Consider the following 25,581-nt stretch of genomic DNA (forward strand, 5'->3'; position numbering starts at 1 on the left):
TCCAGAACGGGTTAACTGATGGAGTCCTGAATCCGCAGGGACGCGAAGGTCACCTTGGCAATGGGCCCTGGGACGTCTTTGAAGCCGGATGTTTCGACGCCGGAGAATCCCGGGCCGAGGATCTGCCGAGGCCGGTAGGTCAGGGCCGTGCGACCGTTGATGTAGAGCTGCAGCTGGACCGGGCCGTTGTCGGGAGTGTCGATGCAGGACCCGCCGAGCTCGACGGGGCGGCTCATGTCGACGCCCTTCATCACCCACCAGCCCGTCTCGTCGGTCTCCTCCCCGCCCACGGAGAGGATCCTGACCGATCCTGTGTGGCTGAGCAGGAATCTGTAGCGGGCCCGGCCTGCCGCATCGACCCCCCGACACCACAGGCCCCAGACACCCTGGCCTGAACTCAGCTTGGCGACGGCGCTGATCCTCTCCCGGTTACCGCCTCGAGGGCCGTCCGGCACCGGGAGCACGAAGACCCGCGTGTTCTGCGGCACGGTCGTGGTCAGCCCGGATGACGACCATGTCGCCTCCCCGATTCCGTTCTGCCGGCGCGTCCACCCGGAGGCGGAGGCGCTGAAGTCGACGGAATAACTGTCGATGCCCGTGGCCGCGGGTGCCGGTGGGAGCAGGTTCCAGTCGATGGTGTGGCTGACGAGGTCGGTAGCGTTTACGGTGGGCGAGGGCCGAGGTTGCGCTCCTTGGAGCGGACGCTGGTCGAACAGGACGAACGTCATTGTGGCGAGGAGCGCGCTCGCCGACAGGAAGGCGATCTTGTGGCGGCGCGCGCGTCCGCGGACGAACCCACGCACGCGGTTCCGGCGCACTACCGCCCGCGATCGGGCTGGGATGTGGTCGCCGAGCCGGCCTTCGGGGACGTGGGCGAGGATGATGTCCCCTGCCCCCCCGTACAACCATCGTTGCGGCGTCTGCTTGGCACCCGCGGCCTGGACCTCGTCGAATGTGTACCTGTACGCCTCGTCGATAGAGATCAGACCGTCCTGATCCGCATCGGCCCTCCCGGTGCGCAACCCCTCCACCAGGGCGGTCGTGAACACCGACCCCGACGGTTCGCTCCCGTCAAGCGGAACGCCCTCAAACGAGTACTCCGTCGCGGTGGACGCGGTCAGAACCACCCGGCCCCTGCCCTGGCCAAGGAATCGGTCACGCAGTCCGAGATCGACCGACCCCTTGGCTCGATGCGCGAACGCCCCGCTGAAGCACGCGTCCAGGATGAGGACCTGCCGCCGGGCACGGCAGTGCTCCAGGAGATCCAGCAGCCACGCGGCCTCCAGTCCTGTCGCGGCGAGACGGTCCTTGCGGGTGTCCGTCGCCGCCAGGTACAGCCGCCGGAAGTCGTCGAGCACACCGTGGCAGGACAGATAAATGAGAACCAGATCGTCGACGGTCCGCCCGTGCAGGAAGTCCTGTACGGCCAGGCGAACCTCATGTGCCGACTTGTCCAGCACCCTCGTGACGGAGAACCCGCCGATCGCCGGATCCTCGAGCACGGCGGCGAAGTCCCGTACGTCCCTGGCTGGGGCGCGCAACCGGCTGAGCTGCCGGTCTCCGTAAGCCATCGTGGCCACCAGCAACGCCGCTCTGCCGCCCCGCTTCTGATCAGTGTTCGGCGTGCCGGGCGATCCATGCATCAATGATCTTCCCTGTCTGGTCCGCAGTGGCTCCCGTCATCTTCAGCACGTCCCCGTCGATATTGATCTCCACGGTTCTGTTCATCCGTGCGGACCAGCCGCGTACGGCAGCCACGACACTCTTGATCCCGTCCGAGGCGCCCAGTTGAACGATCAGAGCACCCAGGACCGCGCCGCTCCCCTTGGCGGTATCGGGAAGGGCCGGCCCGTCTGGATACCGCAGGGATCCGACGTCCAGTTCGAGTAGTTCCTCGCGTAGGAGATCGGTGAGCTGCGCCAGTTCCTCCGCGTCCGATCCCGGCTCTGGCAGGAGGCTGACATGGATCTCAACCACACCGGCCGTCGTGAGCTCTGCGGTGAATTCGTGCAAGGTACGATCCTCCCGTTGGATCTTCGTGCTTGTTCTTGTCGCGTTCCACGCAGTCTCTCCCGGGTCATCCGCACACACAAAGATCAAATCCATCAACGATGGACAACAGGGCGAATGTGATGGAAAGCCATCGCCAGAGCGATGGCACTCCAGGCTTGACGAGGAGTGAATCGAACATTCAGGCTGATTATTGATGTCAGCCGATCCTGGAACCCTTGTACTAGGCGGGCCCCGTAGGCGTTTTATCCAAGTATGGGTACTTGTGTTACTAAGTGCTTGCGGAGCGGCCGCCCTTGTCGTCCTCAGTCAGAGTCCGCTCATTCATCGGAATCCGTACTTCCTAACCATCGAGACGGTCGTCATTGCAGCCTTTACTGCGACCGGCGTCATGCTTATCCGCGTCCAAGACCAACTCGCCACAGGAATAAGCTTCATCATTGCCGGTTTCGCGTTTTCCATGACGGGGGTAGATGTCCTCGGAGGCCCATTCACCTTCATATCCATGCTGGCCTCGGGAATTTATACGTTCCCGCTGGGGTATGGCGTCCTGAAATATCGGAACAAGCGCCTGACCCGTGAGCATAAATCCTGGCTCGCCGTCGCGTTCTGTTTCATCGTGATGGGGACTACCCTACAAGGCCTCCTTTCCGAACCGGAATGGAATAAGTACACTCCCGGCGCGTGGTGGCCGACTCTGCACGCCGATCCTGATGTGCATCAGACACTGGCATCGGTGCTGGGCGCCGGATGGTGCGGCATCGCGGTGTGGATGTGCTGGATTCAGTTCCGGAGGGTCGCGGACGAGAACCCGTTTGAGCGGAAGGCGCTGCTTCCGTTCGCGATCGGTTCGATCATCCTCGCTGTACTGACCGCCATCGTCAGCACAGCCTTGGCGCTGGTCCCCTCGTTCAGTCTGTATCACGCCTATTCGCTGCTCGGCCTGATTATGACGGTGCTGCTACTGAGCTTGCTCGCCTCCCTGGTGGCTCGGCTGCTGCTCCAGTCGAGGTTGCTCAACGACCTGCCGTATCTGGCGACTCCAGCCGCCGTACAGGACTATTTGCGGCAGGCTTTGGACGACCGCACGCTTGAGGTTTTCTACTGGGATCCGCCCGCAAGCGCTTACGTGTGTCCGGACGGGCGCCCATATGACATCAACAGCCATTTCGGCGACTCTCAGGAGTACGTTGTATCGGGTACCGGAGAACCAGTCGCCGTCATCGTCGGGCACCCGGCGATGCTGCGTGATTGGCGCCGGATGGACGAGATCCGATCCGTCGCGTACGGCATCATCGCAAATGCCCAGCTGCAGGCGACCCTTCAGGCCCGGGTCGCCGACCTGGCCGCATCCCGCCAAGAACTCGTGCATGAACGCGAACTGGCAGCCAGATCACTTTCCCGAGACTTGCACGACGGGGTGCAGCAAACGCTCTACGCCGCCCGAATCGATGTAATGAGCCTTCAAGCGAGCATTCATCCGGGCACGGTAGCCGACGGCCTGAGCGCGGTGTGCGAGAAGATCGACAAGGCCATCGACCAGATTCGCGCCACCACTCGTGGTTACCGCCCTTCGGAACTGACAGGCGGGCTGCGGTCCGCCGTCGCGAACATCGCCGATCAGCTGAACCTGCGCGTCGATGCCGACATCCACGACATGGATCTCGGCCGCTTGGAGGAAGTCCTTTATTATGCGGTAAAAGAATTACTGCTCAACATATTCAAGCATGCCTCCGCGCAGAGCGTGCACGTACGGTTGGCCAAGTTCGGCGATCTGCTCGTCCTTGAGGTGACCGACAATGGAATCGGCGCCGCCGATCCGGCGGGAGCCGGGATCGCGGGTGTGCGCCTGCGAATCGAAGACAGCGGCGGCATCTTCGAGATGTCGAGTGCCGCTGGCGAAGGAACGAGAGTGGTGGCGCGATGGGATTTCGCATAGGGATAATCGACGACAACGAGTTGTGGCGTACCAGCCTGCGCAACTCGTTGCAAGATCGCGGCCTTGAGGTGACCATTTGCTCGGAGCGTGTGGACGCCTTCATGGAACAGGTTCGCGCCGACCCGCCCAATGTGGTCATCGTGGATCTGCGGATGCCGCCTAGCCTGACCGACCAAGGAATCCGGGTCGCCGAGCAGCTGCGCGAGGAATTCCCCGATCTCGGAATCATCATCATGTCCGGGTACGAAGAAGATCTACGGCACCACTACGCGCGCAGAGCCGCCCAGAAGATTCCTCGGGGTCCGCTCGGGTTCCTCTACAAGGACCGGGTGACGCCCGTCAGCCTGTACGCGGACATCTGCCGTGTGGCACAGGGCCGCTCGGTCGTGGACGCGGACATCGCCATCGAGGTGGTGGAATCCCTCCGCAGCGAGCAGGCCGGGGTAGCGGCTTTCAGTGACATCGAGCTGCGCATCCTCAATTTCATGGTCGCGGGATGGACGAACAAGAGCATCTCCACCGAGATACGACTCTCCATCCCAGTGATCGAGCGCCACATCTCGGAGATCTTCCGGAAGCTCATTCCAGACGAAAAGGATCCCGGAAGCGAACGGAACAAACGGGTGCTGGCGGTGGTGACCTGGCTGAACCGCACCGGTCGTCCGGCGAACGGCTGACGTGCGGATGGATCAGTTCCAGCGGATGTATCGAGAAGAGATAGGCGCCCTCCGCGCTGATGAGGGCTGCCAGGAGGTGACAGGCTTGGAGATGCCGGTGCGGCAAGGGCTCATCGCAATCCAGGGTCGCGGGCCGATCCGGCTGGCGCGGAGCCACCTCCACCCAGATGGGTCACGATCGCCCGACACCGCACCCGTGTTCGTCCCGGCATCGCCACGGCCCGGCAGCGTTGCGGCATGAGATGGTGGCGTGCTCTCCTGCGGGGCATTCGCACTTGGCGGTGGGGCCGGATCGTCGGTCTGGGCGTAGGGCTGGTTCTGCTCGTCGGTCTCGCCTGGGTGCTGGGCCCAGGTACGGCCTGGGTGCTGGAGCACTTCGACGGCATCGCCAAGACCGAGTTCACCGGCGAGACGGCCGCGAAAGATCGGGCGGCGGCGCTGGATGCGGTGCGCGGCCGGACGCTGGCCATTGTCACCGGCCTGATCGCGCTGGTCGCGGTGTACTACACCGCCCGCAACGCCGACACCGCCCGACGCACCTTCCAGCTCGGCGAGCAAGGCCACGTCACCGATCGCTATACCAGGGCCATCGAACAACTCGGCAACCGAACCTCGCTGGAGATCCGGCTAGGCGGCATCTACGCCCTGGAGCGTATCGCCCGCGACTCGGCACGCGACCACCCCGCCATCATGGAAGTGCTAGCCGCCTTCATCCGCGAGCACTCCCACGACAGAGCACCGGGCTTCCTCCCAGATGCAGATGCCACGACCGTCGCAGCGCCGGGCGCCGCTCTACCCCCGCAGCGGAAGACCCGCACCGATGTCCAGGCCGCGCTCACCGTTATCGGCCGCCGTATTCTCGACCATGACCAGCCCGGTGCTCGCATCAACTTGTCCGGTGCGGACCTGACCAGCATGGACCTGACCGGCGCGACTCTGCTCGGCGCGAGGCTGACCCGCGCGAGGCTGACCCGGACGGACCTGACCCGAGCGGACCTGACCCGAGCGGACCTGACCCGCGTCCGCGATCCCGGCCCCCGCCCTGAAGGTGTGGTTCTCACTGATGTGATCGGTCTGCCGGCGTCCTGGGCCGACCCGGCCCTCAGCATCCCGGCTGGCGCGCCAGCCGATTGCCTGTCCTTGTCCGAGCACGACTCCGCAGGTCCGAACGTAGCCAAGAAAGACCACGCGCAGGGAAATCTCTCCTGAGCGGCGGGCATCACCACGGCTCAGGGAGGAGAGGCAGAAATCGATGAAGCGGGGATCCCGGCTGTCACCTGAGCCTGCCAAAGAGGGCATTCAGGCGGCGATGGGCTGGGAGAACATCCACCTGCACGTGTTCGTCAAGGACTGGATCGCATACGGCGAGGGCGGCCGGAGCGAGTCCGACGTGACGCTGGAGCGGCTGCTGCCGGTGGCCGGGGCTCGGCTGGCCTACCGCTACGACCTCGGCGACCACTGGGACCACGACATCGAGATGGAGAAGATCCACCGCCCGGCCAAGGGTGTCGCCTACCCGCGCTGCAGCGCCGGCGGCCGCGCCTGCCCGCCCGAAGACAGCGGCGGCCCCGAGGGGTTCGCCGAGCACCCGCGCGCGCTGCGCCACCGCAAGGGCTGGAAGTACCAGCAGGCCCGCCGCGTCCTCGGCGCCAGCCGGTGGGACGGCGCGGCCTGGGACAAGGACGCGGTCAACGCCGAGCTGGCCGACCTCGCCGTCCACCTGGCCCGCCAGGCCGAGGCCCGCAAGGTCGAAGAGGCCGAGCTCACCGAACGCCTGGCGCAGTTCAACGCCCGCCGCGGTGAGAACCGCACCGAGCTGTACGGCGAGCCCGTCGACGTCGGCAGCCCGCCGGGTGAGCAACCGCCGCTGCCCATCGGCCAGGCCGACGACGTCCCCGGCGGCGAAGAACTCTTTGGGGACAGCGAGGCCTGCGTTGAGCCCTCCGAAGCCGTCCCAAAATCGATCGTTTCCGGGACGGTCCAGCAAGGTCTTTTAGGGGTGTGTGGCTTTCATCGGTGAATGGCGGTGGGTCTTCGTCATTACGTGGCCGTGATCGTCAAGCGGGACAAGGCTCTCACCGCAGGTCGACGTCGACCCGGCCCTCGGTGAGGATGGCGAGCAGGTCCTGCAGAGTGATCGCCGGGCCCCAGGTCCGCTGGGTGTAGGCCGGACGGTCATAGCCCGGTACGAGATGGCGGCGGGCCACCTCGGCGTGGTGCCAGATGAGCCGGAACGGCGCCATGGCGCCCCACCGGCCGCGCAGGCAGTCGTCGAGCGCGGAGAGGTTCCAGCCGAAATAGCCCCCGGGACCGTTGATCGCCTCGCCCAGCGCGCAGTAGAAGCCCTCGATGTCGGTGACGAAGCGGCCGTCGAGGCAGAAGGTGCTCCCGGCGAGCCGGTCGGGCCGCCCGGAGCGGCGGTGGCGCAGGGCGGCGCCGGACCATTGGTGCCGCAGTGCCCGGTCGTGGCCGGCCCACAGGTTGGGCCGGTCCGGGCGGCCGGTGCGCCACAGCTCCCAGATCACACGGGCCCCGTCGGGCAGGGGCTCGTCGAGCCCGTCGTCGAGGACGACGTCGACCAGGCCGGCGCCCAGCCGGGAGGGGCGTGCTCCGATCACGGTGGCCGACACCATCCGACCGGTGTCCACCGCGTGCCCGCTGCGGTCGACGGTGTGGATGGTCGCCCGCAGGTGGCGTCGCCGAGCCGATCGCTGCTCCATCAGGGCCTGTAGCGGCGCGGCGGGCCGGCTGCCGAGGAGGGTCACCGGCCGCACCGGCGGGCGCGGGCGCTCCTGGAAGACTCCGGCGGTCTGCCGACAGGTGCCCAGCGCCGGCCCATCGTGGTTGCCGGTCAGCGTGAACGCGTGCGCGGCGGGCGGCTGTGCCGGTGGCCATCCGTATTCCGGCAGGATGCGCAGATGCCCGCGTAGGTCGACGTCGACGAGATCGGCTCCTGCCGCTGAGGGGCGCCGCCCGAGCACCGTGACGTCCAAGAGCTCTTCCATGCACGAGCAGCCGGGGTTGTAGGGCTGGCAGCCTTGCGGCGGCGGCTGCCGGGGGTCGTGCACCGGGTCCAGCACGATGTCGCTCAGCCAGGCCCGGTCGGTGCCGGCATGGGCAAGCGCCTCCCGCAGGGGGCCGGCCGGATCGCAGCCGATCAGGGTGTAGTGCTCTGCGGCCCGGGGCGGCTCGGGATCGACGAACAAGCCGTCGATGTCGGCGCACAGCGCCAGCGCAACGTCGGAGCCGTCCACGCCGCTGCTGCCCTCGTCGATCAGCAGCCACCGCAGCGGCATCTCCTGCTCCCAGGCCCATGCTTGCTCCATCCGGCCTCCGGTTCGAGACGATCTACCACCGGCCGGGACCCTACCTTTCTGCCGCGGACGGCTGGCCGGGGTGCCGGCACCGGCTGGCCCTGGAGCTGCGTCAGTCGTCGGTTGCCACGATCAAGGCGAGTTCGCCGGCGGTGCGGTCGATCAGGACGAGTTCGTGAAACGGCCCGAGCACTCCTCCCCAGTCGTGGAAGGAGTCCTCGCCCAGGTCGCGCAGCCGGTAGACGGCCCCGGCGGCTCGCAACGGCCGATACAGCTCCCGGTCCAGCTCGGCGTGCAGGCGGCCAGGCAGTTCGGCGTGCTCCTCGGCCCAGGTGCGCAAGCGGATCTCTTCGGTGTCGGCGTCGGTGGCCTCGAAGCAGCCGGAGGTGCTGCGGGTGCGCCAGTACGGGCCGTGCCGGTGGGGATCGTCACCGGGGTCGGTGGCGTAGGTGTCGCCGTACGACCCGTGTGCGATCAAGAGCGTCAGCAGATCCTGGTCGTCGATCGCCGCCTCGGGCAGCCGGAAGCGCTTGATGTCGACCCACCGGTAGGTGCGGTTGTCGAAGTTGACGAAGGCGCCGCCCGTGCGGGTGAGCCGGCTGGTCATCGGCGTTCTCCGGCGGGAGCTGCAGAACCCAGGTAGCGGTGCAGGGAGGTTTTGGGGATGCCGGTCTTGGCCGCGATCGTGCCCAAGGATTCGCCCTGGGCCTTGAGCAGCCGCGCGTACTCGATCTTGTCGGCCGGATGGGCGACGGGCCGGCCGACGCGGCGGCCGCTCGCTTCGGCCACCGCCCGGGCGTGGGCGGCGCGCTCGGCGGTGTAGGTGCGCTCCATCTCGGCGAACAGCGCCAGTAGCAGGAAAGCGATGCGGCCCATGCCCTCATCGGTGGTGTTGATCGGCAGCGGGTCGGCCAGGGAGCGCACGCCGACGCCGCGCTCGGAAAGGTCGTGCACCAGGTTGAGGACCTCGCGCAGGTTGCGGCCGAACCGGTCCAGGGTGTGCACCACGATCGTGTCGCCCGCTCGGGCGTAGGCCAGCAGCGCGGCCAGGCCCTCGCGTTCGATGCTGGCGCCGGTCTTCTTGTCGGTGTAGATGCGCTCGGCCGGGATGCCGGCGGCGGTCAGGGCGTCGAGCTGACGCTCCAGGGACTGCTTGGTGGTCGAGACACGGGCGTAGCCGAGCTCGAGACCACGCGCGGGGTGATCAATAGCCGAGGGCATGCCGAGATCGTACCGGAAGCCATCTCCGTACGGTCCTTGTGGAACACATTTTGTGGAACGACTTCCGGAACGGTTCGAGGCCGTTTTCCGGCCCCTGCCGACCAGGGGCGAGGCGCTGTTCCACTTCCTTGGAAGTGGAACAGTTGGCTAACCCCTGCCATCGGGCCCGGGCATCCGCCGGAATCCGTTCGATTCTCACACTGTGACCATGGCCGACATAAGTAGATAGGTGGGCAACCAAGCCATTGCAGGTATCGGTTGACCGTGGCACTCTATACATAGATAGATAAGCATCCAAGCATTGGAGGTTATCCATGATCCATATCACCCTCACCGACGCCAAGCCATGTGCGGCCGATGACGCGCTGGGACGCACCCGATACGGCTACTCGGCAGAGATGACGCCCTCAGAGATCTATGACCTCAATCACGGCTACTACGTGTTGGGAGCACGGGCGGACCGGGAGCGGTATGCGCTGTTCTCAGCCCCCGATCAGAACAACGGCAACAAGGTGGTACTCGCCGTCGAAATCCACGAGATCGTGCCGGTGGAGGGCCGGCCCGATCGCCGCGTAATCAACGGCGCCATCCTGCACCAGGGGCATCCCGTCTTCGACGCCTACGTTGGGAAACCTTCACCGATCAGCGGGGTGCGCAATCCCGTCACCTATCTGGACTCGCCTTTGGACCGCCGCCTGTGCGCATGCGGATGCCGTACCGAAGTCAGTCGAGGTCTCTTCGTGCCCGGCCACGATCAGCGGGCGCTTCATGAGCGTATCGCCACGATCGGGACCGTCGCCGACTTCCTGCGCTGGTTCGACGAACTTCACAACAGTGCCGGAACAGAGGCCGAAGAGGCTGAACCGCAACTGAGGCATGGTCATCCTCGCGTCTTCCGACGAGAAAGCTGGGGACTCGACAAGTACGAGTGGCCCACTGGTCTAGAGCTGTTCGTCTATGACGACGGTCGCGTCAAGCTGGGATGTTGGGACAGCTCAGTGGCTGTGGTGGATGTATCCAACTTCGCCGAGGGAAAGAGCCGGGCCAGTGCTCACGTCGTCGCACGGTTCTCCGCCCTCGAGAGCCCTACCTCTTCCGACTCATCGACGAGCTGACCGACATCACGGGCGACGCGAGCTAGTCCAGGCCGCAGCATCCCCTGCCGTCGGCGCCACATAGCAGCGACGATGCCGCGTCATTTACCACCGAAAGTCACAACCGACGTTATTCAGGCAGCTCCCAGTACTGCTCCCCGGATAAGCAGAGTTATCCGGGGAGAATGACAAGGAGTGGCTACCGGACCAGGGCCGGAGCGTTCTCATGTGTTGAGACCGAGTAGCTGGAGTCCGTCCGCGGGATGGCTGCGGTAGTGATCAGTGGCGGCGGCGATGTTGGTCCAGCCGATCAGACGGGCCAGGCCGATGGCCAGGTTGCGCAGGCTCGCCATGACCCGTGGGGCGGCGCCGGTCCGGACGCGTGAGGCGTCCTCGCGGTAGGTGACGTCGCGGATGTGGTGCAGGGCCTCGATGCTCCAGTGGCCGCGGATCAGCGTGGCGAGGTGGGCGTGGGTGGCCCGGCCGGGCGGCAGGCTGGTGATCGCGTAGACGGTGACGATGGTGGTGGTGCCGGTGCGGTGGTCGGTGCGGCGGCGTTTGACCTGGATGGCCTGGTTGGCGTGGGGGAAGGGCAGATCGGGCCGGACGGTGCAGATCTTCATGCGGCGGATCTCGCGGCGGCCGTGGCCGCGCTCGTCGGTGCGGTCGTTCAGGATGGCCGCTCGCCAGGGCAGGGCCTTGAGCCGGCGGTGCAGGGTGGGCTGGTTGCCCTTGACGATGAGCAGGTAGTGGCCGCCGGCGGCGAGGATCTGGCGGGCGTGCTCGGTCTGGGTGTGCAGGGCGTCGGCGGTGACCACCACGTTCGCCAGGTCCAGGCTGGACAGCAGCGGCGTGAACGCGCCGATCTCGTTGCTTTTGGCCGCGACCTGGCGTTGGGCGACGACGGTCTGGGTGTCGTGGCGGGCGGCGGCCAGCAGGTGCACGGTGCCGTCGGTGGTGCGGCTGCCGCGCAGGGTCTTGCCGTCGATGGCCAGTCCGGTCAGTGGAGGTCGGCCGGTGGGCGGGCCTGGGGCGGGTGGGCTGTCGGTGGCCAGGGCGGCCAGGTAGGTGCCGATGGCGGTATCGAGGGTGTCGCCGTCCAGGCGGGCGAGCAGCCTGCGCAGGGTGCTGGTGGCCAGGCGGAGGGTGCCGGTCAGTCCGGCGTGTGACAGGAGGTCCGGGTCGTATCCGCTGATGGATCGGTTGATCGCCGCGATGGAGGTGGCTCCGCCCAGGACGGCGAGCAGCATCAGGGCCAGGAGCGGGCCGAGTCGGTAGCGGCGTCCGCGGCGGCTGCGCGGGTCGGGCAGGGTGTCCAGGACCTCGGCCAGGATGGGCAGGTCGGTCCATGGATCGGCTGTTGCGGCGTGCTCGCAGTGGCGGGCGAGCACGTCGATCGGGGATGATGGCACGCGAACGCGGCCCCTGTTCTTGATCGACTGGCTAGACACCGACGATCATCAGGGGTCGCGTTTGTCATCTACGTATCGGGGTGCCCTCCACTGCTGGCCCGGTGCAGGGCTGCGACCGTCTCACCAGCCGAGAACGCCTCCGCCTTGCCTGTGCGTCTAACATCGGGCCACTACCTGCTGATTGACCCGAACAGCAAAAGCTGAACGTGATCGCCGCCTACGAGGGCCGCTGAACTGGTCGTGTGACGGACCCAGGCGCGGCCCACAGCACGGAGACCGGGAGAAACCGTGGGAACGATCAGGCCGGGGCGATCCATGGTGAGATCTGGAACGAAGTCCAACGGGAGGGTGAGGAGTGGGTGCTCGGGCTGACCGAGTCCAGCCCATGACCTCGGCAGTACGACAGATACAAGGCGATCCGGCCCGCGTAGGTCTTCTCGGTGTTGAACGCCCGGCCCGGCCCGCCCCGCGCAGCCCCGCCAGGTACGCGCACGCCTCGACATGCAACTCCAGGTCCTCATCAAAGACCACCACCCACGAGACCGACTCATCGGCGACCACCGCTCGTTCAGCTCGGTAGTGCCGCTCGGCCGCATCTGACCTGCCCAACATGCTGTACGGACCCCGGGCTTATCGCACTTGAGCAATCGCCTGCCGTACGGCGCATTAGCCCCGCGGCCCGCGCGTGCCCACTCCTCCCGGCAACTCCGATCTCTTGGATGCCAGGGCTGCCATCGGGGAGGCGCTCGACTGCCTCTTGTCCCCGGTCGGTCGGCCGGGGACAAGAGCGCCGAGCCTCGGAAGGCGCCGGTCGAGTCGGCCTGGCTGGCCCACCGATGGGCTCGCCGCCGCGAAAGCAGTCTCCGTCCACATGAGGTCGCTCCCCGGATAAGAAGGCGGGGGCCGATCGTGGGCGCTTCCGGGAAGCACCCGGCTGCCGCCCCGGCCCGCGCATCCGGGCACCGCGGTGCTGCCGCGGCCGAGCAGGCGCTGGCCGCCTTCGAGACCCACCTGGCCCGGTGTGCCTGGCAGCCGACACGGTGGTCGCCTACCGCACCTGGCTGAAAGCCCACCACGCCGAGCACCTCGACGGCTTCGCCGGCGCGGTCGGCCCTCAGCCTCCCCGGAGATCCGGTGGGCGATGCCAGGCGGTGCGCAGGGCATGGATCTCTTCGGGAGTGCTCTCGCGGGCGATGTACGGGATGTCGAGGATGTGACGGCTGTCGGGCAGCTCGGCGCGGACCACGGCGGCGTCCTGGAGGACCTGCGCGTAGACGGAGGCGCCGTCCATGCAGAACACGTCGATGACCACCACCCGCTCATCGAGGGCTCGGCGCAGGTTGCCGGCGTTCAGGTCGATCCCGTCCCACCAGGGCGTCCGGGCCCGGAACTCGGCGTCGATCGCGGCGGCGGTCTGTCGTACCTCGGCCAGGGCCGCATCGCCGGTGTCCTCCTGCCACCGGCGGGTGACCTCCTGGGCCCGCGCCGCCTCGAGCGGTGCCAGGAATTCCAGCACGGCCAGGGTGCCGCCGCCGTCCAGTGGCGTGTCGAAGGCGACGGTCGGCAGGTACGGGTTGCCGGATCTGCGGCGGCACAGTTCGAGGAAGGCGGCGTAGGCCGGGTCGAACGGGCACACCCTGGCCGCCCACAGCCCGTCGGGGGAGCGCAGGGCGATCGCCCAGTCACCGACGCCGCAGGTCGTCCAGCCCGCCAGCACCAGCTCGGCCGTGGCCTCGCGGTGGGTCATCGAAGGCCATGGCAGGTCGGGGAGCATGGGCGCAGCCTATGGGCCCACCCGCCCAGGCGCACGCGGGTTTCGGCTCGGTCCAGCGCAGGCCGTCTCACTGCGCCCGAGCCCCGGCCGCTCGGCCCTACCAGCCGGCCCGGCCTGCAGCCCGCTGCCTGCCGTCCGGGTCGGAGCATCCCGCACCGCCTCCACTTCCGGACGATCGATTTCCCGTGCGCGCGAATGTGTTACACGCGGCGCGAAAGCGATTTCTCGCCTCGAATGGTGTCTCACACAATCGCTATTGACGATTGATCGGCCACCGATCACTTTGAGGGAAGGGGTGTCCTCCCGCATCGGCCCGCCGGTAATGAAGCGATGCTCCTGCACACCATCGGCCCGCTGGGCGCGGGTCCTGACGATCGCCGTGTCGCCGACGCGATACGTGGACTCCGTGTTCGGTCCGCAAGGAGGACGCCATGTCGCGACGAAGCACCCTGTTCCTCGGCCCGTTATCCACCATCCTCGCGCTGCTGCTGATGACCGCCCTGCCGCAACCCGCCCAGGCGTACACGCAAAGGGTTCGGGTCACGGTGGCGCGGTCCACCCTCCCCATCACCGGATCCTACTGCGTCCAGGCCACGGCAGGTATCGACCACGTTACGCCTGGTGTTTGGTCCTCAAACCTCGCGTGGGGGACGGTCTACGCATTTGAGGCGGACTGCGTCACCCCGAAGGTCATGAAGGCCAGGCTCCTCCTGGCGGTTTACAGGTGGGATCGTGGCATCTGGTCGTATTGCACGTCGAGCCCCTTGATAGAGGGAATGACGGGCTCGGACGCCTGGGGCCCCACCGGGCCCAGCGGTCACATAACCTACACGCCTTGCGGTCCTGGCTGGTACCACACGGAAGCGGAAGCAGACGTCTCCGTCTGGGACCCCTTCGCCGCCCGCTGGTTCTGGAGGGGCGGCACACTCGAGTCGGGCAACGAGTGGGTGGGGTGAGCCCTCGGCCCGGCGCGTGTGGCCTCGCGGATCATGAAAGGGCTTCGTCCTTGCACCCACTTTTCTGACCTGCGGGTCGAAAACCTCCCGTCTGAACCACAGGGATCATGACCGGTGCGGCCCCGACTACACGAGATGGACGCCGTCGTGCTCGCGGATCGCGGGTGCTCCGTCGTGCAGGCCGTCGAGGATTCTCACAGCGAATGCCTCGCTGACCATCTGCTTGACCTCTGCGGGGGTGGCCCAATGGAAGGCGGTGACTTCGTCGTTGGTGGTGAGCTTCCCGCCCACCGCTTTGCAGCGGAAGACAAGGGCGACGATTCCGCGGACCATGTTCTTGTAGACGCCGGTCAAGGCGATGGGCTCAATGATGAGACCCGTTTCTTCGAGGACTTCTCGGCGTAGGCCATCGCTGATGGTCTCCCCCAGCTCGAGGACTCCGCGGTCGCGTCCCGGATGCGGGGTAAATAGATCACGGGCGTAGGTCCCGTACTGAACCGCCAAGTTCCGTACGAAGGAGTCCCACGCCCGTGACCCGTCGAGTATCCCCCACCCAGGCCATCCGCGCCGAAATCGACGCCCTGTTCACCAACGGCCGCGACCTCGTCGAGGTCCTCGAAGACGTCGCCCGCCTGGGCGCCCGCCTGATCATCCAGACCGCCGTCGAAGCCGAGGTCGACGCCTTCCTCGGCCGCGCCCGCTACCAGCGCACCGCAGCGGTCGGCGAGGAGACAACCGTGCGGCCCGGCCACCTCGGGCGGCCACTGCCCCACCACCATCAAGACCACCAGCGGGCCGATCGCCATCGCTCGCCCCAAGCTGCGCGGCACCACCGAAGCGTTCGCCTCCCGCCTGTTTGGTGCCGGCGTCACCCGCACCCACGCCCTGGAGACCCTGGTCATCGCCTCCTTCGTGCGCGGCCTGTCGGTCCGCGACGTCGAAGCGACCCTCGCCGACGCCCTCGGCCCCGAAGCGGCCCTGTCCAAGTCCACGGTCTCGGCGATCTGCCAGGCCATCGTCACCGAGTACGACACCTGGTCCCGGCGCGACCTGAGCGGCATCGAGCTGGACTACCTGTTCGTTGACGCCTCCCGCTTCAAGATGCACGACGGCAGCCGGGCCGAACCGGTCCTGGCCGCCTGGGGCATCACCACCGGCGGCAAGCCCGTCTTCGTCGGCCTGGCCGCCGCCGGATCCGAATCCACCGACGCGTGGGGCGACTTCCTGACCGATCTCATCGGCCGCGGCCTGCGTCCGCCGCTGCTGGTCGTCTCCGACGGCGCACCTGGCCTGATCTCGGCCGTCGAGCAGGTCTTCCCGGCCTCGCTGCGCCAGCGCTGCCTGGTGCACCGCCTGCGCAACATCGCCTCCAAGGTCTCATCCGCCGACCAGGCCGCCGTCAAGGCCGCCTACTGGAGCATCTTCGACCTGACCGGCCTCGACGAGGCGGCTGTCGCGCCCAGCCAGCGGCTGGTGGAGCTGGTGCAGGCCCGCATCGACGCCGTCGCCGCAACCTGGGGCCGCTCCTATCCGGCGGCGGTCAAGAGCCTGCTGGCCGATCGCGCCTCGCTGACGACCTACCTGCGCTTCCCGCCCGAGCACCACAAGCGCATCCGCCATTCCAACTTCATCGAGCGGACCTTCGGCGAGACCCGCCGCCGCGTCAAGGTCATCGGCCGCTTCCCCGGCGAGACCTCCTGCGTGTCCCTGGTCTGGGCCGTGCTGGACCGCGCCTCACGCGGCTGGCGCGGCTTCACCATGACCCCTGCCGGGCTGCGCGTTCTGCAGGACCTGCGGCGCGCTCTCCTGCACCCGCCGACCCAGCTTCACCCCGCCGACCAGGCTGCCTTGGCAGCGACTATCGAGGCCGCTTAAGATCCACCCACGGCACCTACCTCGTCGAGCTTTTTACACCGCTCCGAGGACGCGACCGAAGCGAGCCGCAGGTGGTGAGATGCGCATGTCCATGGCGGAGGTGTTCGTCATGCGCGACGGCAAGATCGCCGAGCGTCGTGCCTGGGTCATCGAACTGAAGGAGAACGACTACCGCTGACCGAAGGAGCTCGATCACGGGCGGCCCGGCGCGGCGGCAACAATGCCTTTGGGCCGCCTATCCGGAGGTGTTGTGCGCCCGGTTTGCTGGGCTCTGGCCCACTCTCGATGACGGGGTGACCTTGGGTGAGGAAACCAGCCTGCGGAACACCACCAAGCCGACGCCGACGTTCTGCCGACTTGCCTCCTGTTCTCCAACCAACCGCTCGCTCACTCTCCACTACCACGTCATCGAGAGTGGACCAGAGTCCACCAACCAGGCACTCAACAGTTTCTCCCGGTCTCCGTGCAGGCGGCCCTCAAGCCGCCGGTAAGCGGCATGCCGTATCACCGAGGCAGACACCCGCAGCGAGCAGCACGCTGGGTCTCACCCTCCAGGAGTCCGCCATGAACCGCCGCACGATCCCCTCGGTGACCGCCGCCCTCGCCTCGGCCGCGGCTCTGTCCGTCGCCGCCCTGCCCGCCCACGCCGGTGCCACGGCGGGCGGCTGTGCCATCCAGCCGTACGGCCTCATCGGCGCCCGCTGGGCCCAGCTCGGCGGCGCGGACGGCAAGCTGGGCTGCCCGACCACGACCGAGCGCGAAGTCCACCAGAACAACGTCGGCTGGGCCGGCCGCCGCCAGACGTTCGCCCGCGGCCAGATCGCCTGGTCACCCAAGAACGGCGCCAATCTGGTGGTGGCCGCCTGGTCGGAGGGGAACCGCGCCTACTTCGACTGGCACCGGACCAACCGCGCCTTCGACACGTTCATCGTCCTGCAGAGCAGTGCCGCGGGCGGCGAGCAGGTGGACTTCCGCGGCGGCTTCCGGGGACGCGCCTACACCGTCAGGCGCACCAACGGCGGATACCGCTGGAACGTCAAGGGCTGCGACACCGGCGTCTTCGGCTCCAGCTGCCAGAAGACCTGGACCGTCTCCGTGACCGGCTGACCGCGGCCCTGACCCCGACCGCGTCCGTGGGGATCGGACCAAGTAAGCGCCATAGACACAACCTGCGGGCGAGAGGGTATGGGCTTGATCCGGTTTGACGGACATCCGAGATCAGGGGCTCGTCCCCGGAGGGATGTCCATGATGGAGCACATGGGGAAGAGAAACCGCGTCCTCGCCGCTCGTTCACCCGTGAGTTCAAAGCCGAGATCGTCGAGCTGTGCCGGCGCGGAGACCGTTCGATCGGCCAGGTGGCCAAGGACTTCGATCTGACCGAGACCGCGGTGCGCGACCGGATCCGCCAGGCCGAGGTCGACACCGGTCGGCGTGATGGGCTGACCAGCGAAGAACGCGAGAGCTGGTCGCTTCCTTGCCGGGCCCGCAGGCGGACGCCGCCGCCCTGCAGGCCCGCCGCAAGGAGCTGAAGAAGGCCGCGGGCGCCGAACAGGCCCTGCCCGCCGCCCGGCGAGCCGCCAAGCAGGCCGATGAGCGCGTCGCCGGCCTGGACGCCGAGGTCCGCCGCCTGAAGGCCCTGTCGGAGAAGAGGGGGGCCGGACTGTGGTTGAAGGGCATCTCCAAGAACGAGGTCCTCGAGGCCCTGGCCCTGGCCCGTCAGGAACGCCGCCAGGCCCGCACCGTGCGGGATCACGCGCGCTGACGTCGACGCCCTCGTGGCCACCGCGCGCGGGCTGTACGGCGCGGCACCGGCACCGACGCCCTGGAGGCAAGGCGCGGCCACCGACGCCCTGCGCCGGCTGAGCGCCGACTGGACGGCCAGCCTGGCGAAGGCGGTGGCCGACGACGTCGCCACCGCCGCCCACCGCGCCCGCCTGCAGAACCCGCGTACCCGCGCCGAGATCGCCGCCCTGAGCTTCGGGCGCCCGGGAGAGCCTCAGCCGGCGACCACCCTGGCCGAAGCCCGCCGCCAGCTGCAGGCCGTGCGCGCCGAACTCGCCCTGCGCACGGCGCTGCCCGGCGACGTCGCCAAGGTGGAGAAGACCCAGCGCGCCACCACTCAGCCGCCGCCCGTGGTTTACTCCCCCGCCCCTCAGCACAGCCCGCGTCGGACCCCGCCCCGCCCAGACCGGGGCCGGGGAGGACACGGCCGGTAGAACCGACCGGTTCGGCCCTTCCGATCACCCGGTCGGTGGCCGGCCATCGACCCGGGCCGAGGCGATCGGTGGCCCGGGGCCTTCTTCGTCGGCAGCGGTCCACAGCGATGACGGCCCAGAGGCAGTACGTGCTGTCACTTCTCACGAACATTTCTGCGCTTGTTGATCGTCAACTGCTGCCCGAACCCGTCAACAAACGCTGCTACTTCCTACTGACATAGCCAACGCTCGATACCCCTATCGAGGGCCGTCTGCGGCGGCCGGGGAGCCGTTGCCGAAAGACTTCCGCGCGCGCTTGCGCTCCCGTAGAGACGCACGCAACAACCAGACCAGCATCACGAGGAAGGCGATCCCCACCGGGACGCGGACCCACGGGCTGAAGTCCTCGCTCAGGAGCGTATTGACCACGACCGCGGCGGCGAGCATCACCCACCAGGCGCGGTCGTAGAACCGATGCCTTCCGGCGGAGGTCGCGTCCGTGCTCATGCGACGAGGCTATGCGTGCCTTCGCACTGGTCAGGAGCATTCACCTTCGGCCGAGACCATGCCTCCGGCGCCAGCTGCCGAATTGCTCCTAGAGGAGATCAAGGCGGCGGCGCGCCGCGCCGCCGTACCCTGGCCCTCTGCCGCCCGCCATCCGGGCATGCGGCCTGGGGGCCGGTCCCGGCCGGCGGCGCCCCGGGCCGCCGCCGCACCGCGCACCCACCGCACTTAACCCACCCGCCGACCACCGGCCCGCCGCCCCGTACGACCTCCGCAAGCGGCACATGTCAGGAAGACTCAGCCAGCGGCCCCACGCCCGAGAGCAGCACGCAAGGGCTCGACCTCCGCCAACAGCGACCGGCCACCGTCAGCCTCTTCCCATAGCTGCCACAGCTCGGAATCCTCACCGAGAACACGGTCCAGCGCACGCAGCGCGAGCGGCACCAGGTCATCGGAAAGACCGATCTTGCCGCCCTCCAGCAGGAAGTCCGGTGCGTACACCGACGTGACCGGCGGACCACCACAACACTCAGCCGCAACGATGGCTATCGCCGCCATCGCTTCACCCCCCTCGCTCGCATCCAGGCAGTCCCTGGAATCCGCCGCGCTGAGCAGCGCCTGCCGGACCATGCCCGCCCGCTCGTCCGGGCCGGCGTCATCCAGGTCTCCACACCAGTCGGCGGCCGAGTCGTTGTCGAAAGGACCGCTGTCCCAAGCTCCCATGCCGCTTCGCTCCTCGTCCAAGCGCCCGCTACGACGCCATCAGCCCCGAAGACCGGGTCGCACTCGGCCTCCGCCAGGGTGTCGAGCTGGCTCTGGAGCTCCTGCTGGGCGGTACTGCGCCTCGCGTACCCCACTCTCGTGGGTTTCGTGGCGGCCTCCGGTGTCGCGGCGTCGATGGCCGGGCGGCTCTCCCACATGCGGTCGGCGGGGGCCGAGCCCGAGGTGTGACAGCAGTTACACGGCGTTGCGTGGAGCCGCGTCTGTCGGCTCAGGTCCTGCCGTGCCGAGGGCTTCCGGGGTGAAGACGTAGCGCTGGAACCAGCGATGCATCTGGCGCTGCAGGGGTCGGTCGCCGTGTACTCGCACTCCGGGCTGCCGCAGCAGTTGTGCCCAGGATAAGTGACCCAGCCACCACCTGGTTGCCGCCGCGGTCGGCGCGGTGAGCCAGACATCGACCGGTGCTCCGGTGTCCTGTCGGCAGAGGTCAACGCTCGTTCGAGACAGGTGCAGCCAGTAGTTGCGATCGGTTGCTGTCCGGTCGTTGAACTCGATCGCAAGCACGACCGTGCGGTCAGGCAGCGCGCCGGTATCAATCCGTCGTCGGATGTCCCAGGTCAGTGCGGCGGTGTCGAGATCGTCCTCAGTCAGTGCGGCGCTGTCGGTGGCGACGGCCCACCGGGCCAGCTCCCGCACCACGGGAGCCAGGGCGGTGCCGGCGTCGGTGAGCTGGTAGTCGTCGATGATGCCGGCGGCGCGCAGCGCGCGTAACCGTGCGGACAGGGTCGCTCGCGGGATGCGAGGCAGGCCGTGAGCGATGTCGGAGAAGGATGACGCTCCGAGCAGGAGCTCCCGGACGATCAGCAGGGTCCACCGCTCGCCCACCACTTCCAGAGCCCGCGCCACCGCGCAGAACTGCCCGTATCCGCCCATCGCTGCATGCTACGCAGAGCGTGACAGCTGCGGCGGTTCAAAAGTTGAACTGGTGTGGCCAGTGGCCTAGATCGATGATCGAGACCGGAGTGAGAACGAGGAGCGAAAGGACATCATGGACGCCAGCGGGAACGTACTGGAGACGATCGGGAACACACCGCTGGTGAGGCTCCGCAGGGTCGTGCCGCCCGGGTGCGCGGAGGTCTTTGTCAAGGTCGAGGGCCAGAATCCGACCGGCAGCATGAAGGACCGTATGGCGCAGTCGATGATCGCGAGGGCCGAAGGCGACGGGCGGCTGGCGCCGGGCGGCACCGTTGTGGAGTACACCGGCGGCAGTACCGGCGCGTCCCTTGCCTTGGTCTGCGCGGCCAAAAACTATCGCCTTCGGATCGTCACCTCAGACGCGTTCAGCCAGGACAAGCTGGCCCAGATGGCGGCGTTCGGCGCGGAACTCATCCTCATCCCGAGCGAGGGCGGTCTGATCACCAAGGCGCTCATCGAGGGCATGATCGAGAAAGCCGAGGAGTTCAGCCGACAGCCAGGCACCTACTGGACTGATCAGCTCAACAACACCGACAGCATCGCCGGCTACCACCCGATGGGTGAGGAGATCTGGGAGCAGACGGGCGGGCGGGTCGATGCCTTCGTCCAGTCGATCGGTACGACGGCCTCGCTGCGCGGAGCGGCGAGCGCCCTCAAGCGCCACAACCCAGGGCTTCGGGTCATCGCAGTCGAACCGGGCGAGTCCGCGGTCCTGTCCGGCTGCCAGCCCGGCGCCCACCGCATTGAAGGCATCGGCATCGGCTACACGCCGCCGATGTGGGACCCCACGCTCCCGGACGAGATCGTCCCGATCTCGACCGCCGACGCCGAGGACATGGCCAGGCGCCTGGCTCGGGAGGAGGGGTTGTTCGCCGGAACGTCATCCGGCGCGAACGTCCTCGCGGCAATCCAGGTCGGGCAACGTCTCGGGCCGAAGGCCAGGATCGCCACTTTGCTGGTCGACTCGGGTCTGAAGTACCTCAGCACCAGCCTGTATCAGCGCTGAAACATGGGCCTGACCCGCCCGCGGGCGGGTCAGGCGGCCTGGCCCAAGCCTGCGGTGGATCAGCTGATCGCTTTCCCGGACCTGGCCACCGAACGTCCCCGAGTCCCATGCCGTTTAGATAGATCATTCGGGTCTGGTGGTGCGGAGGTCGAGCAGGAGCCGGACGGTGGGCGGCCCGGTGTGACGAGTGCCCTTGTCGCGGGGGCGTCGTTCACGGTAGCTGCTGCGCCGGGTGCGCTTGACGGAGCGGGGGTAGGTCCGGTGGCGGCGTTCGGGATTGCGGTTGCGGGGGCGGCCGACCTGGTGGACGGTGTGGGCCCAGAGATCATGTGGGGGTTCAGGGGGGAAAGGCCGCTCGGTCGGTGACCGAGCGGCGCACGATCCGGAGGGTGGCCAGGAACGTGATCCGGTCTGGGTCGACCCCGGCCGCGGTGGCCGCGGTGCAGATCAGGGTGACCAGGGCCCAGTGGGTGAGGAGGTAGGCCCAGATCTCCTGGCGGACCAGGTCCGGGGTCCGCGACCGCAGGACCCTGCCGGGACCGCGCAGGTGGATCTTCAGTTGAGCGAATCCGGTTTCGGCCTCCCAGCGCTCCTGGTAGCAGGCGGCGAGTTGCTCGGCGGTCGCCTCCGCAGGATCGAGGATGGTGGTGATGAGCCGGATGTGCTCACCCTTGCGGTTGGGCACTGTGTAGTCGACCACCCGCACGATCACCGCCAGGTCCGGATCCGGTTCACGACCACGGCGGGCGTCGTCTCGCAGCCGGTCCTTCTGTGATCGGCGCAGCTTGGCGGGCTTGGTGATGACGGCGAGAGGAGGACCCGTCGTCCAGGTCTTCCAGCCGGTGCGGGTGCAGGCCGGCCTGGACGCGCCAGAGAAGGGCCGCACCGGTCGAAGCGGCGTATTGCCAGGCACGGAAGCTGTAGAAGTCGCGGTCGGCGGTCAGCAGCATCTCGGGCGCACATCCGCCTGCACAACGAGTAGAAGAGAGTCTGCTCACTGTCCCAGCAACCCGAGGTGTCCGCCGCGACGATCGCGTGCGAGGCGCACTCGCTGATCGCCACCACTCTGGCCTGCGGGTACACCGTCTCGTATCCGCCCGCGCTGTCGTTGGGGAACTCCGCGAGGTTCGCCGCCGTGTCCGGCAGGTCGAGGATGAACCCGTCGATCGCCATCAGCCGCCACCGCCCCAGCCGCGCCCCTGAGGTCGTCTCCGTCGCGGCCGGACGGGCGAGGCGCTTGAACACCTCCTGAACGACCCCGGCCCCCAGCCGCTGCCGGGCCTGGGTGATTGCTCCACGCGTCGGCGGCTCCCACCGTGCTCCCGGCACCGCCGTGAGCAGGCCGGTCAGCTTCTCCGCGACCTCCTCGTAGTCGTCGTCCGCGAACAGGCACAACGCCATCAGCAGGTAGAGCGTCACGTGCGCGGGGGGCTTCCGCGCCCGCTCCTCACGGCATCCGTGCAGCTCGATCGCCTCGTCCAGGACCTGCCTCGGCACCAGCGACGTCAACGCCCTCAGGCCTACCAGATCCATCAGCCGACCCGCCCCAGCACCCTTGATCCACTCCGCCACCCGGTGGACGCTACCAGCACAAACTCCTATCTAAACGGCATTGGGACCCCCGCCGGATCCGGATGGGAATGGGTGCGGAGGCCGCTGTGGTAGGCGATGCGGCGGGGGGAACACATCACTGCCTCTTCAGGAGGAGCACAGTCCCGTCGAGATCATGGCCTGTCCTCGCCAGCAGGTGGCCGGAAGTTCGAACTCCCTGGGCCTCGCTGCGCGTCTCTCTGGGCTTCGGGACGTTTCGGTTGGCGACAGGCGGACGAAAAGGGCTTGGCGGTGTCAACCGGATGCCCTCGAGCCTCGTCTCTCCTGTGTCCCATCTGTCACAACAGGAGCCGTCTTGCGTATCCGCTTGCTTCCCCTGGCCGTCCTGCTGGCCGGTGCTCCGGCCCTGTTCTACCGACCGGCGCACGCCGACGCCTCCGACGCTCGCCGGGAGGTAGTCGTCATCACCGACATCGTCGAGTATCGATGCACCGCGATCGGCGTGACCGACGAGCAGGACATCAAGGTCAAGATCGAGCTGACGATGCCGGCCGACGCCACGACGGGCAAGCAGATGAGCATCGGCTGGCGCGGCACCTACGCGAGTGACACCACCGCCTTGCGGGCACCCTCAACGGGACTGGACGCCGGCACCAAGCTGTACGCGTACGCGTCCATCCGCGGGCTCACCGGACTGACCTCCGCCACCGGCGTGGGCGAACTCACCACGCTCAACGCCGGCCAGATCATCCCCCTGCCCACGGCCACGGTCCCGTTGAAGACCACCTCTTCCACCGCGGGCACCGCGACGGTACGGCCCGCCGCCCTCAACTTCGGGACCAGGCCCACCGAGCCGTCGATCCAGTGCGAGGTGCACAACGCCGACGCTCTGACGACCTACACCCTCACCATCGCTCCAGGAGACGACCGGCCGGCCGACCCCGCACCGGTGACGCCGAGCCGTACCGCCACGGCGACCGCGAGCCCTCAGCCGACCTCCACCGCCACGGCGACCGTCACCGCTCAGCCCACCGCCTCCGCGGTCGTGACATCGAGCCCGCAGCCGGTCCAAGCCGTCACGCCGCCCCCGGCCGAGACCCTGGCAGCGGGGAACGGCAAGGTGATCAGGACCCCGCTGGGCGGAGCGGCGACCGGAGGCGGCGGTGAATCCGGTCCCGACGGCCGGATGCTCGTATCGACCGGGTTGCTGCTCATCTCCGCCGCCGCTATCGGACTCCTGCTCCGCCGCCGCACCGTCCTTCGGAGCTGACCCGGCACTCACCTGGGCCGGCCGCACCAGGGAACGGGCTTCCTCGGCGGACGGTGGCCCGGATGCCCGAGGGCCGCGCGCCGAGCCGTCCCGACAGGCTCGAGGGAGGCGTGCGCTATGCGCGCAACGATCAAGGCCACAGCCAGGGCGGAGCGGACCGTTGTCACAGGTCGGCGACCTTAGATCACTGAAAACGGTCATGCCCAGCCGAACCGTCGGCAGTAGGCCGACCACGTGGAAGAGATCACTCTTCGGCTGGGTAGGGAGTGCGCAGCAGTCCTGCGTGACCACCTCTCCATGCTCGGCCAGCACTTCGCGGCCGACTCACCGAGACCCGCAGCACGCTCGCCGCTTCGGCCGCCGGACGTGAGCACCGCGAGCGCCTGACCTCCACCGAGCGGCGCGGAGGGGAGGTGACCCGCCGTGACCCGGCCGCCACCCGCCACCTCCAGGCCCTGCGCGAGGCGGAGCAATGAACCGCGCCGGGTTTCGTGGCTGGCTGCTGACCCAGGGCACCTCCCGCAAGAGCATCGAGACGGAGCTGCAGGAAGCGCGAGCGGACCGCCGCCAGGCCCGCAGGCGCGCGAGACTGCGGACGCCGACGTCACCGCACTGATGCGCCGGGCCCGCGACCTGTATGGGGCCGGATGGCGCGAAGGCGCCGTCGGCACCGACCACGCGCAGCTGCACGCCACCTGGCAGACGGAGATGGCCCGGGCCGTGGACGCCGATGTGCGCAGCGCCCCGCAGCGGGCCCGCACCGAAGGCACCAGACCTGCGCGCCGCGCCGCGCCGCCGGTCTCGTCGGCCACTCATCGGCCGGTGAGCCTGGAACAGGTTCGCCGGGACCTGGAGGCCGCGCGCGGGGAGGCCGCGCTGCGCCGGGTGCTGCCTGCCGACGTCGCCCAGGCGGAGAAGCTCGCGCGCACCGCCGCCCAGCCGTCCCCGACGCCGCGCGTGGTCCGCAGTCCCGCGCCGGAGACGGGGCGGCGCCGTACCCCGCCGCCCAAGCCGGACCGGGGCCGGGGAGGACGCAGCCGGTAACCAGACTCGACACGAGGGGGTTGTGCGGTGGGTACACCTACGG

The 25,581-nt window shown here is 68.2% G+C and carries 28 protein-coding genes; 14 read left to right on the forward strand and 14 right to left on the reverse strand.

The annotated features are described in order from the left end of the window. Window positions 1-11 precede the first annotated feature (11 nt). Together HS048_RS35325 and HS048_RS35330 are read right to left on the reverse strand one after the other, a co-directional pair. A complete protein-coding gene (locus HS048_RS35325) occupies window positions 12-1,643 on the reverse strand; it encodes a caspase family protein (RefSeq protein WP_255529874.1) in 1,632 nt (543 codons plus the stop codon). Then, complete coding sequence (locus tag HS048_RS35330; RefSeq protein WP_196470194.1) at window positions 1,612-2,013, reverse strand: hypothetical protein; 402 nt, start codon at window positions 2,011-2,013, stop codon at window positions 1,612-1,614. The genes HS048_RS35325 and HS048_RS35330 overlap by 32 nt, the downstream gene beginning before the upstream one ends. Window positions 2,014-2,401: 388 nt before the next feature. Between HS048_RS35330 and HS048_RS35335 the strand changes: the two genes are divergently transcribed. From HS048_RS35335 to HS048_RS35350, 4 genes are all read left to right on the forward strand, one after another. Continuing rightward, window positions 2,402-3,949, forward strand: a complete 1,548-nt coding sequence (locus HS048_RS35335; RefSeq protein ID WP_196470195.1) for a sensor histidine kinase — start codon at window positions 2,402-2,404, stop codon at window positions 3,947-3,949. Then, window positions 3,934-4,626: a response regulator transcription factor gene (locus HS048_RS35340; RefSeq protein WP_196470196.1), complete on the forward strand. Its 693-nt coding sequence runs from the start codon at window positions 3,934-3,936 to the stop codon at window positions 4,624-4,626. Before HS048_RS35335 ends, HS048_RS35340 begins: the two co-directional genes overlap by 16 nt. Window positions 4,627-4,989: 363 nt before the next feature. After that, the gene (locus tag HS048_RS35345) at window positions 4,990-5,835 is read left to right on the forward strand and encodes a pentapeptide repeat-containing protein (RefSeq protein WP_196470197.1); all 846 of its coding nucleotides are present in this window, start codon (window positions 4,990-4,992) and stop codon (window positions 5,833-5,835) included. A 43-nt stretch (window positions 5,836-5,878) separates the two neighbouring features. Next, complete coding sequence (locus HS048_RS35350; RefSeq protein WP_196470198.1) at window positions 5,879-6,646, forward strand: plasmid pRiA4b ORF-3 family protein; 768 nt, start codon at window positions 5,879-5,881, stop codon at window positions 6,644-6,646. 55 nt (window positions 6,647-6,701) lie between these two features. Here HS048_RS35350 and HS048_RS35355 read toward each other — a convergent pair whose 3' ends face one another. The 3 genes from HS048_RS35355 to HS048_RS35365 form a co-directional block, all read right to left on the reverse strand. Then, window positions 6,702-7,952: a barstar family protein gene (locus HS048_RS35355; RefSeq protein WP_196470199.1), complete on the reverse strand. Its 1,251-nt coding sequence runs from the start codon at window positions 7,950-7,952 to the stop codon at window positions 6,702-6,704. Window positions 7,953-8,052: 100 nt separating this feature from the next. Further along, a complete protein-coding gene (locus HS048_RS35360) occupies window positions 8,053-8,547 on the reverse strand; it encodes a hypothetical protein (RefSeq protein ID WP_196470200.1) in 495 nt (164 codons plus the stop codon). Then, on the reverse strand, window positions 8,544-9,161 hold the full coding sequence (locus HS048_RS35365; protein ID WP_196470201.1) for a recombinase family protein: 618 nt from the start codon (window positions 9,159-9,161) through the stop codon (window positions 8,544-8,546). Before HS048_RS35365 ends, HS048_RS35360 begins: the two co-directional genes overlap by 4 nt. Window positions 9,162-9,475: 314 nt before the next feature. On the opposite strand from HS048_RS35365, the gene HS048_RS35370 reads away from it, so the two are divergent. Next, window positions 9,476-10,276: a hypothetical protein gene (locus tag HS048_RS35370; protein WP_196470202.1), complete on the forward strand. Its 801-nt coding sequence runs from the start codon at window positions 9,476-9,478 to the stop codon at window positions 10,274-10,276. Window positions 10,277-10,479: 203 nt separating this feature from the next. Here the strand turns inward: HS048_RS35370 and HS048_RS35375 are convergent, their stop codons facing one another. Next, window positions 10,480-11,667 (reverse strand): ISAs1 family transposase, encoded by a 1,188-nt coding sequence (locus HS048_RS35375; RefSeq protein WP_196470154.1) that lies wholly within the window; start codon window positions 11,665-11,667, stop codon window positions 10,480-10,482. A 1,114-nt stretch (window positions 11,668-12,781) separates the two neighbouring features. Further along, entirely contained in the window at window positions 12,782-13,441 is a 660-nt protein-coding gene (locus HS048_RS35380; RefSeq protein WP_196470203.1) for a hypothetical protein, read from the reverse strand. Window positions 13,442-13,872: 431 nt separating this feature from the next. Here HS048_RS35380 and HS048_RS35385 point away from each other — a divergent pair, with 431 nt between their 5' ends. Beyond that, entirely contained in the window at window positions 13,873-14,397 is a 525-nt protein-coding gene (locus HS048_RS35385; RefSeq protein ID WP_196470204.1) for a hypothetical protein, read from the forward strand. 126 nt (window positions 14,398-14,523) lie between these two features. Here the strand turns inward: HS048_RS35385 and HS048_RS35390 are convergent, their stop codons facing one another. Continuing rightward, complete coding sequence (locus HS048_RS35390; RefSeq protein ID WP_307832760.1) at window positions 14,524-14,826, reverse strand: NUDIX domain-containing protein; 303 nt, start codon at window positions 14,824-14,826, stop codon at window positions 14,524-14,526. Further along, the gene (locus HS048_RS39050) at window positions 14,748-15,299 is read right to left on the reverse strand and encodes a hypothetical protein (RefSeq protein WP_307832763.1); all 552 of its coding nucleotides are present in this window, start codon (window positions 15,297-15,299) and stop codon (window positions 14,748-14,750) included. The genes HS048_RS35390 and HS048_RS39050 overlap by 79 nt, the downstream gene beginning before the upstream one ends. On the opposite strand from HS048_RS39050, the gene HS048_RS35395 reads away from it, so the two are divergent. The 5 genes from HS048_RS35395 (at window position 15,202) to HS048_RS35415 (ending at window position 18,489) form a co-directional block, all read left to right on the forward strand. After that, window positions 15,202-16,272 carry an IS256 family transposase gene (locus HS048_RS35395; protein WP_307832761.1) on the forward strand — a complete coding sequence of 357 codons (1,071 nt, stop codon included), beginning with the start codon at window positions 15,202-15,204 and terminating at the stop codon, window positions 16,270-16,272. The two genes, HS048_RS39050 and HS048_RS35395, sit on opposite strands and share 98 nt — an antisense overlap. A gap of 564 nt (window positions 16,273-16,836) precedes the next feature. Beyond that, the gene (locus HS048_RS35400; RefSeq protein WP_196470205.1) at window positions 16,837-17,379 is read left to right on the forward strand and encodes an LGFP repeat-containing protein; all 543 of its coding nucleotides are present in this window, start codon (window positions 16,837-16,839) and stop codon (window positions 17,377-17,379) included. A 78-nt stretch (window positions 17,380-17,457) separates the two neighbouring features. After that, window positions 17,458-17,802, forward strand: coding sequence for a transposase (locus HS048_RS39245; RefSeq protein WP_374058807.1), 345 nt, complete (start codon window positions 17,458-17,460; stop codon window positions 17,800-17,802). Next, entirely contained in the window at window positions 17,748-18,035 is a 288-nt protein-coding gene (locus HS048_RS35410) for a hypothetical protein (protein WP_196470207.1), read from the forward strand. Before HS048_RS39245 ends, HS048_RS35410 begins: the two co-directional genes overlap by 55 nt. 13 nt (window positions 18,036-18,048) lie before the next feature. Further along, window positions 18,049-18,489 carry a hypothetical protein gene (locus tag HS048_RS35415; RefSeq protein ID WP_196470208.1) on the forward strand — a complete coding sequence of 147 codons (441 nt, stop codon included), beginning with the start codon at window positions 18,049-18,051 and terminating at the stop codon, window positions 18,487-18,489. Window positions 18,490-18,726: 237 nt separating this feature from the next. Here the strand turns inward: HS048_RS35415 and HS048_RS35420 are convergent, their stop codons facing one another. The 3 genes from HS048_RS35420 to HS048_RS35430 all read right to left on the reverse strand — a co-directional run bounded on the left by HS048_RS35420 (window position 18,727) and on the right by HS048_RS35430 (window position 20,625). After that, complete coding sequence (locus tag HS048_RS35420) at window positions 18,727-18,975, reverse strand: hypothetical protein (RefSeq protein ID WP_196470209.1); 249 nt, start codon at window positions 18,973-18,975, stop codon at window positions 18,727-18,729. 294 nt (window positions 18,976-19,269) lie between these two features. Next, entirely contained in the window at window positions 19,270-19,695 is a 426-nt protein-coding gene (locus HS048_RS35425) for a DUF4259 domain-containing protein (protein WP_196470210.1), read from the reverse strand. 234 nt (window positions 19,696-19,929) lie between these two features. Continuing rightward, on the reverse strand, window positions 19,930-20,625 hold the full coding sequence (locus HS048_RS35430) for a helix-turn-helix domain-containing protein (protein ID WP_196470211.1): 696 nt from the start codon (window positions 20,623-20,625) through the stop codon (window positions 19,930-19,932). Window positions 20,626-20,740: 115 nt separating this feature from the next. Here HS048_RS35430 and HS048_RS35435 point away from each other — a divergent pair, with 115 nt between their 5' ends. Continuing rightward, window positions 20,741-21,673, forward strand: a complete 933-nt coding sequence (locus HS048_RS35435; RefSeq protein WP_196470212.1) for a PLP-dependent cysteine synthase family protein — start codon at window positions 20,741-20,743, stop codon at window positions 21,671-21,673. Between the two features lie 337 nt (window positions 21,674-22,010). On the opposite strand, the gene HS048_RS35440 is transcribed toward HS048_RS35435, so the two are convergent. Both HS048_RS35440 and HS048_RS35445 read right to left on the reverse strand, forming a co-directional pair. Beyond that, entirely contained in the window at window positions 22,011-22,385 is a 375-nt protein-coding gene (locus HS048_RS35440) for a transposase (protein WP_196470273.1), read from the reverse strand. Then, entirely contained in the window at window positions 22,382-23,206 is an 825-nt protein-coding gene (locus tag HS048_RS35445; protein ID WP_196470213.1) for a transposase domain-containing protein, read from the reverse strand. The genes HS048_RS35440 and HS048_RS35445 overlap by 4 nt, the downstream gene beginning before the upstream one ends. Before the next feature lie 373 nt (window positions 23,207-23,579). Here HS048_RS35445 and HS048_RS35450 point away from each other — a divergent pair, with 373 nt between their 5' ends. Both HS048_RS35450 and HS048_RS35455 read left to right on the forward strand, forming a co-directional pair. After that, window positions 23,580-24,494 carry a hypothetical protein gene (locus HS048_RS35450; RefSeq protein ID WP_196470214.1) on the forward strand — a complete coding sequence of 305 codons (915 nt, stop codon included), beginning with the start codon at window positions 23,580-23,582 and terminating at the stop codon, window positions 24,492-24,494. 615 nt (window positions 24,495-25,109) lie between these two features. Beyond that, window positions 25,110-25,538, forward strand: a complete 429-nt coding sequence (locus tag HS048_RS35455) for a hypothetical protein (protein ID WP_196470215.1) — start codon at window positions 25,110-25,112, stop codon at window positions 25,536-25,538. The last annotated feature ends 43 nt before the right edge of the window (window positions 25,539-25,581 follow it).

It is taken from the genome of Planomonospora sp. ID91781 (genome assembly GCF_015711595.1).
Classification (GTDB): Bacteria; Actinomycetota; Actinomycetes; order Streptosporangiales; family Streptosporangiaceae; genus Planomonospora; species Planomonospora parontospora.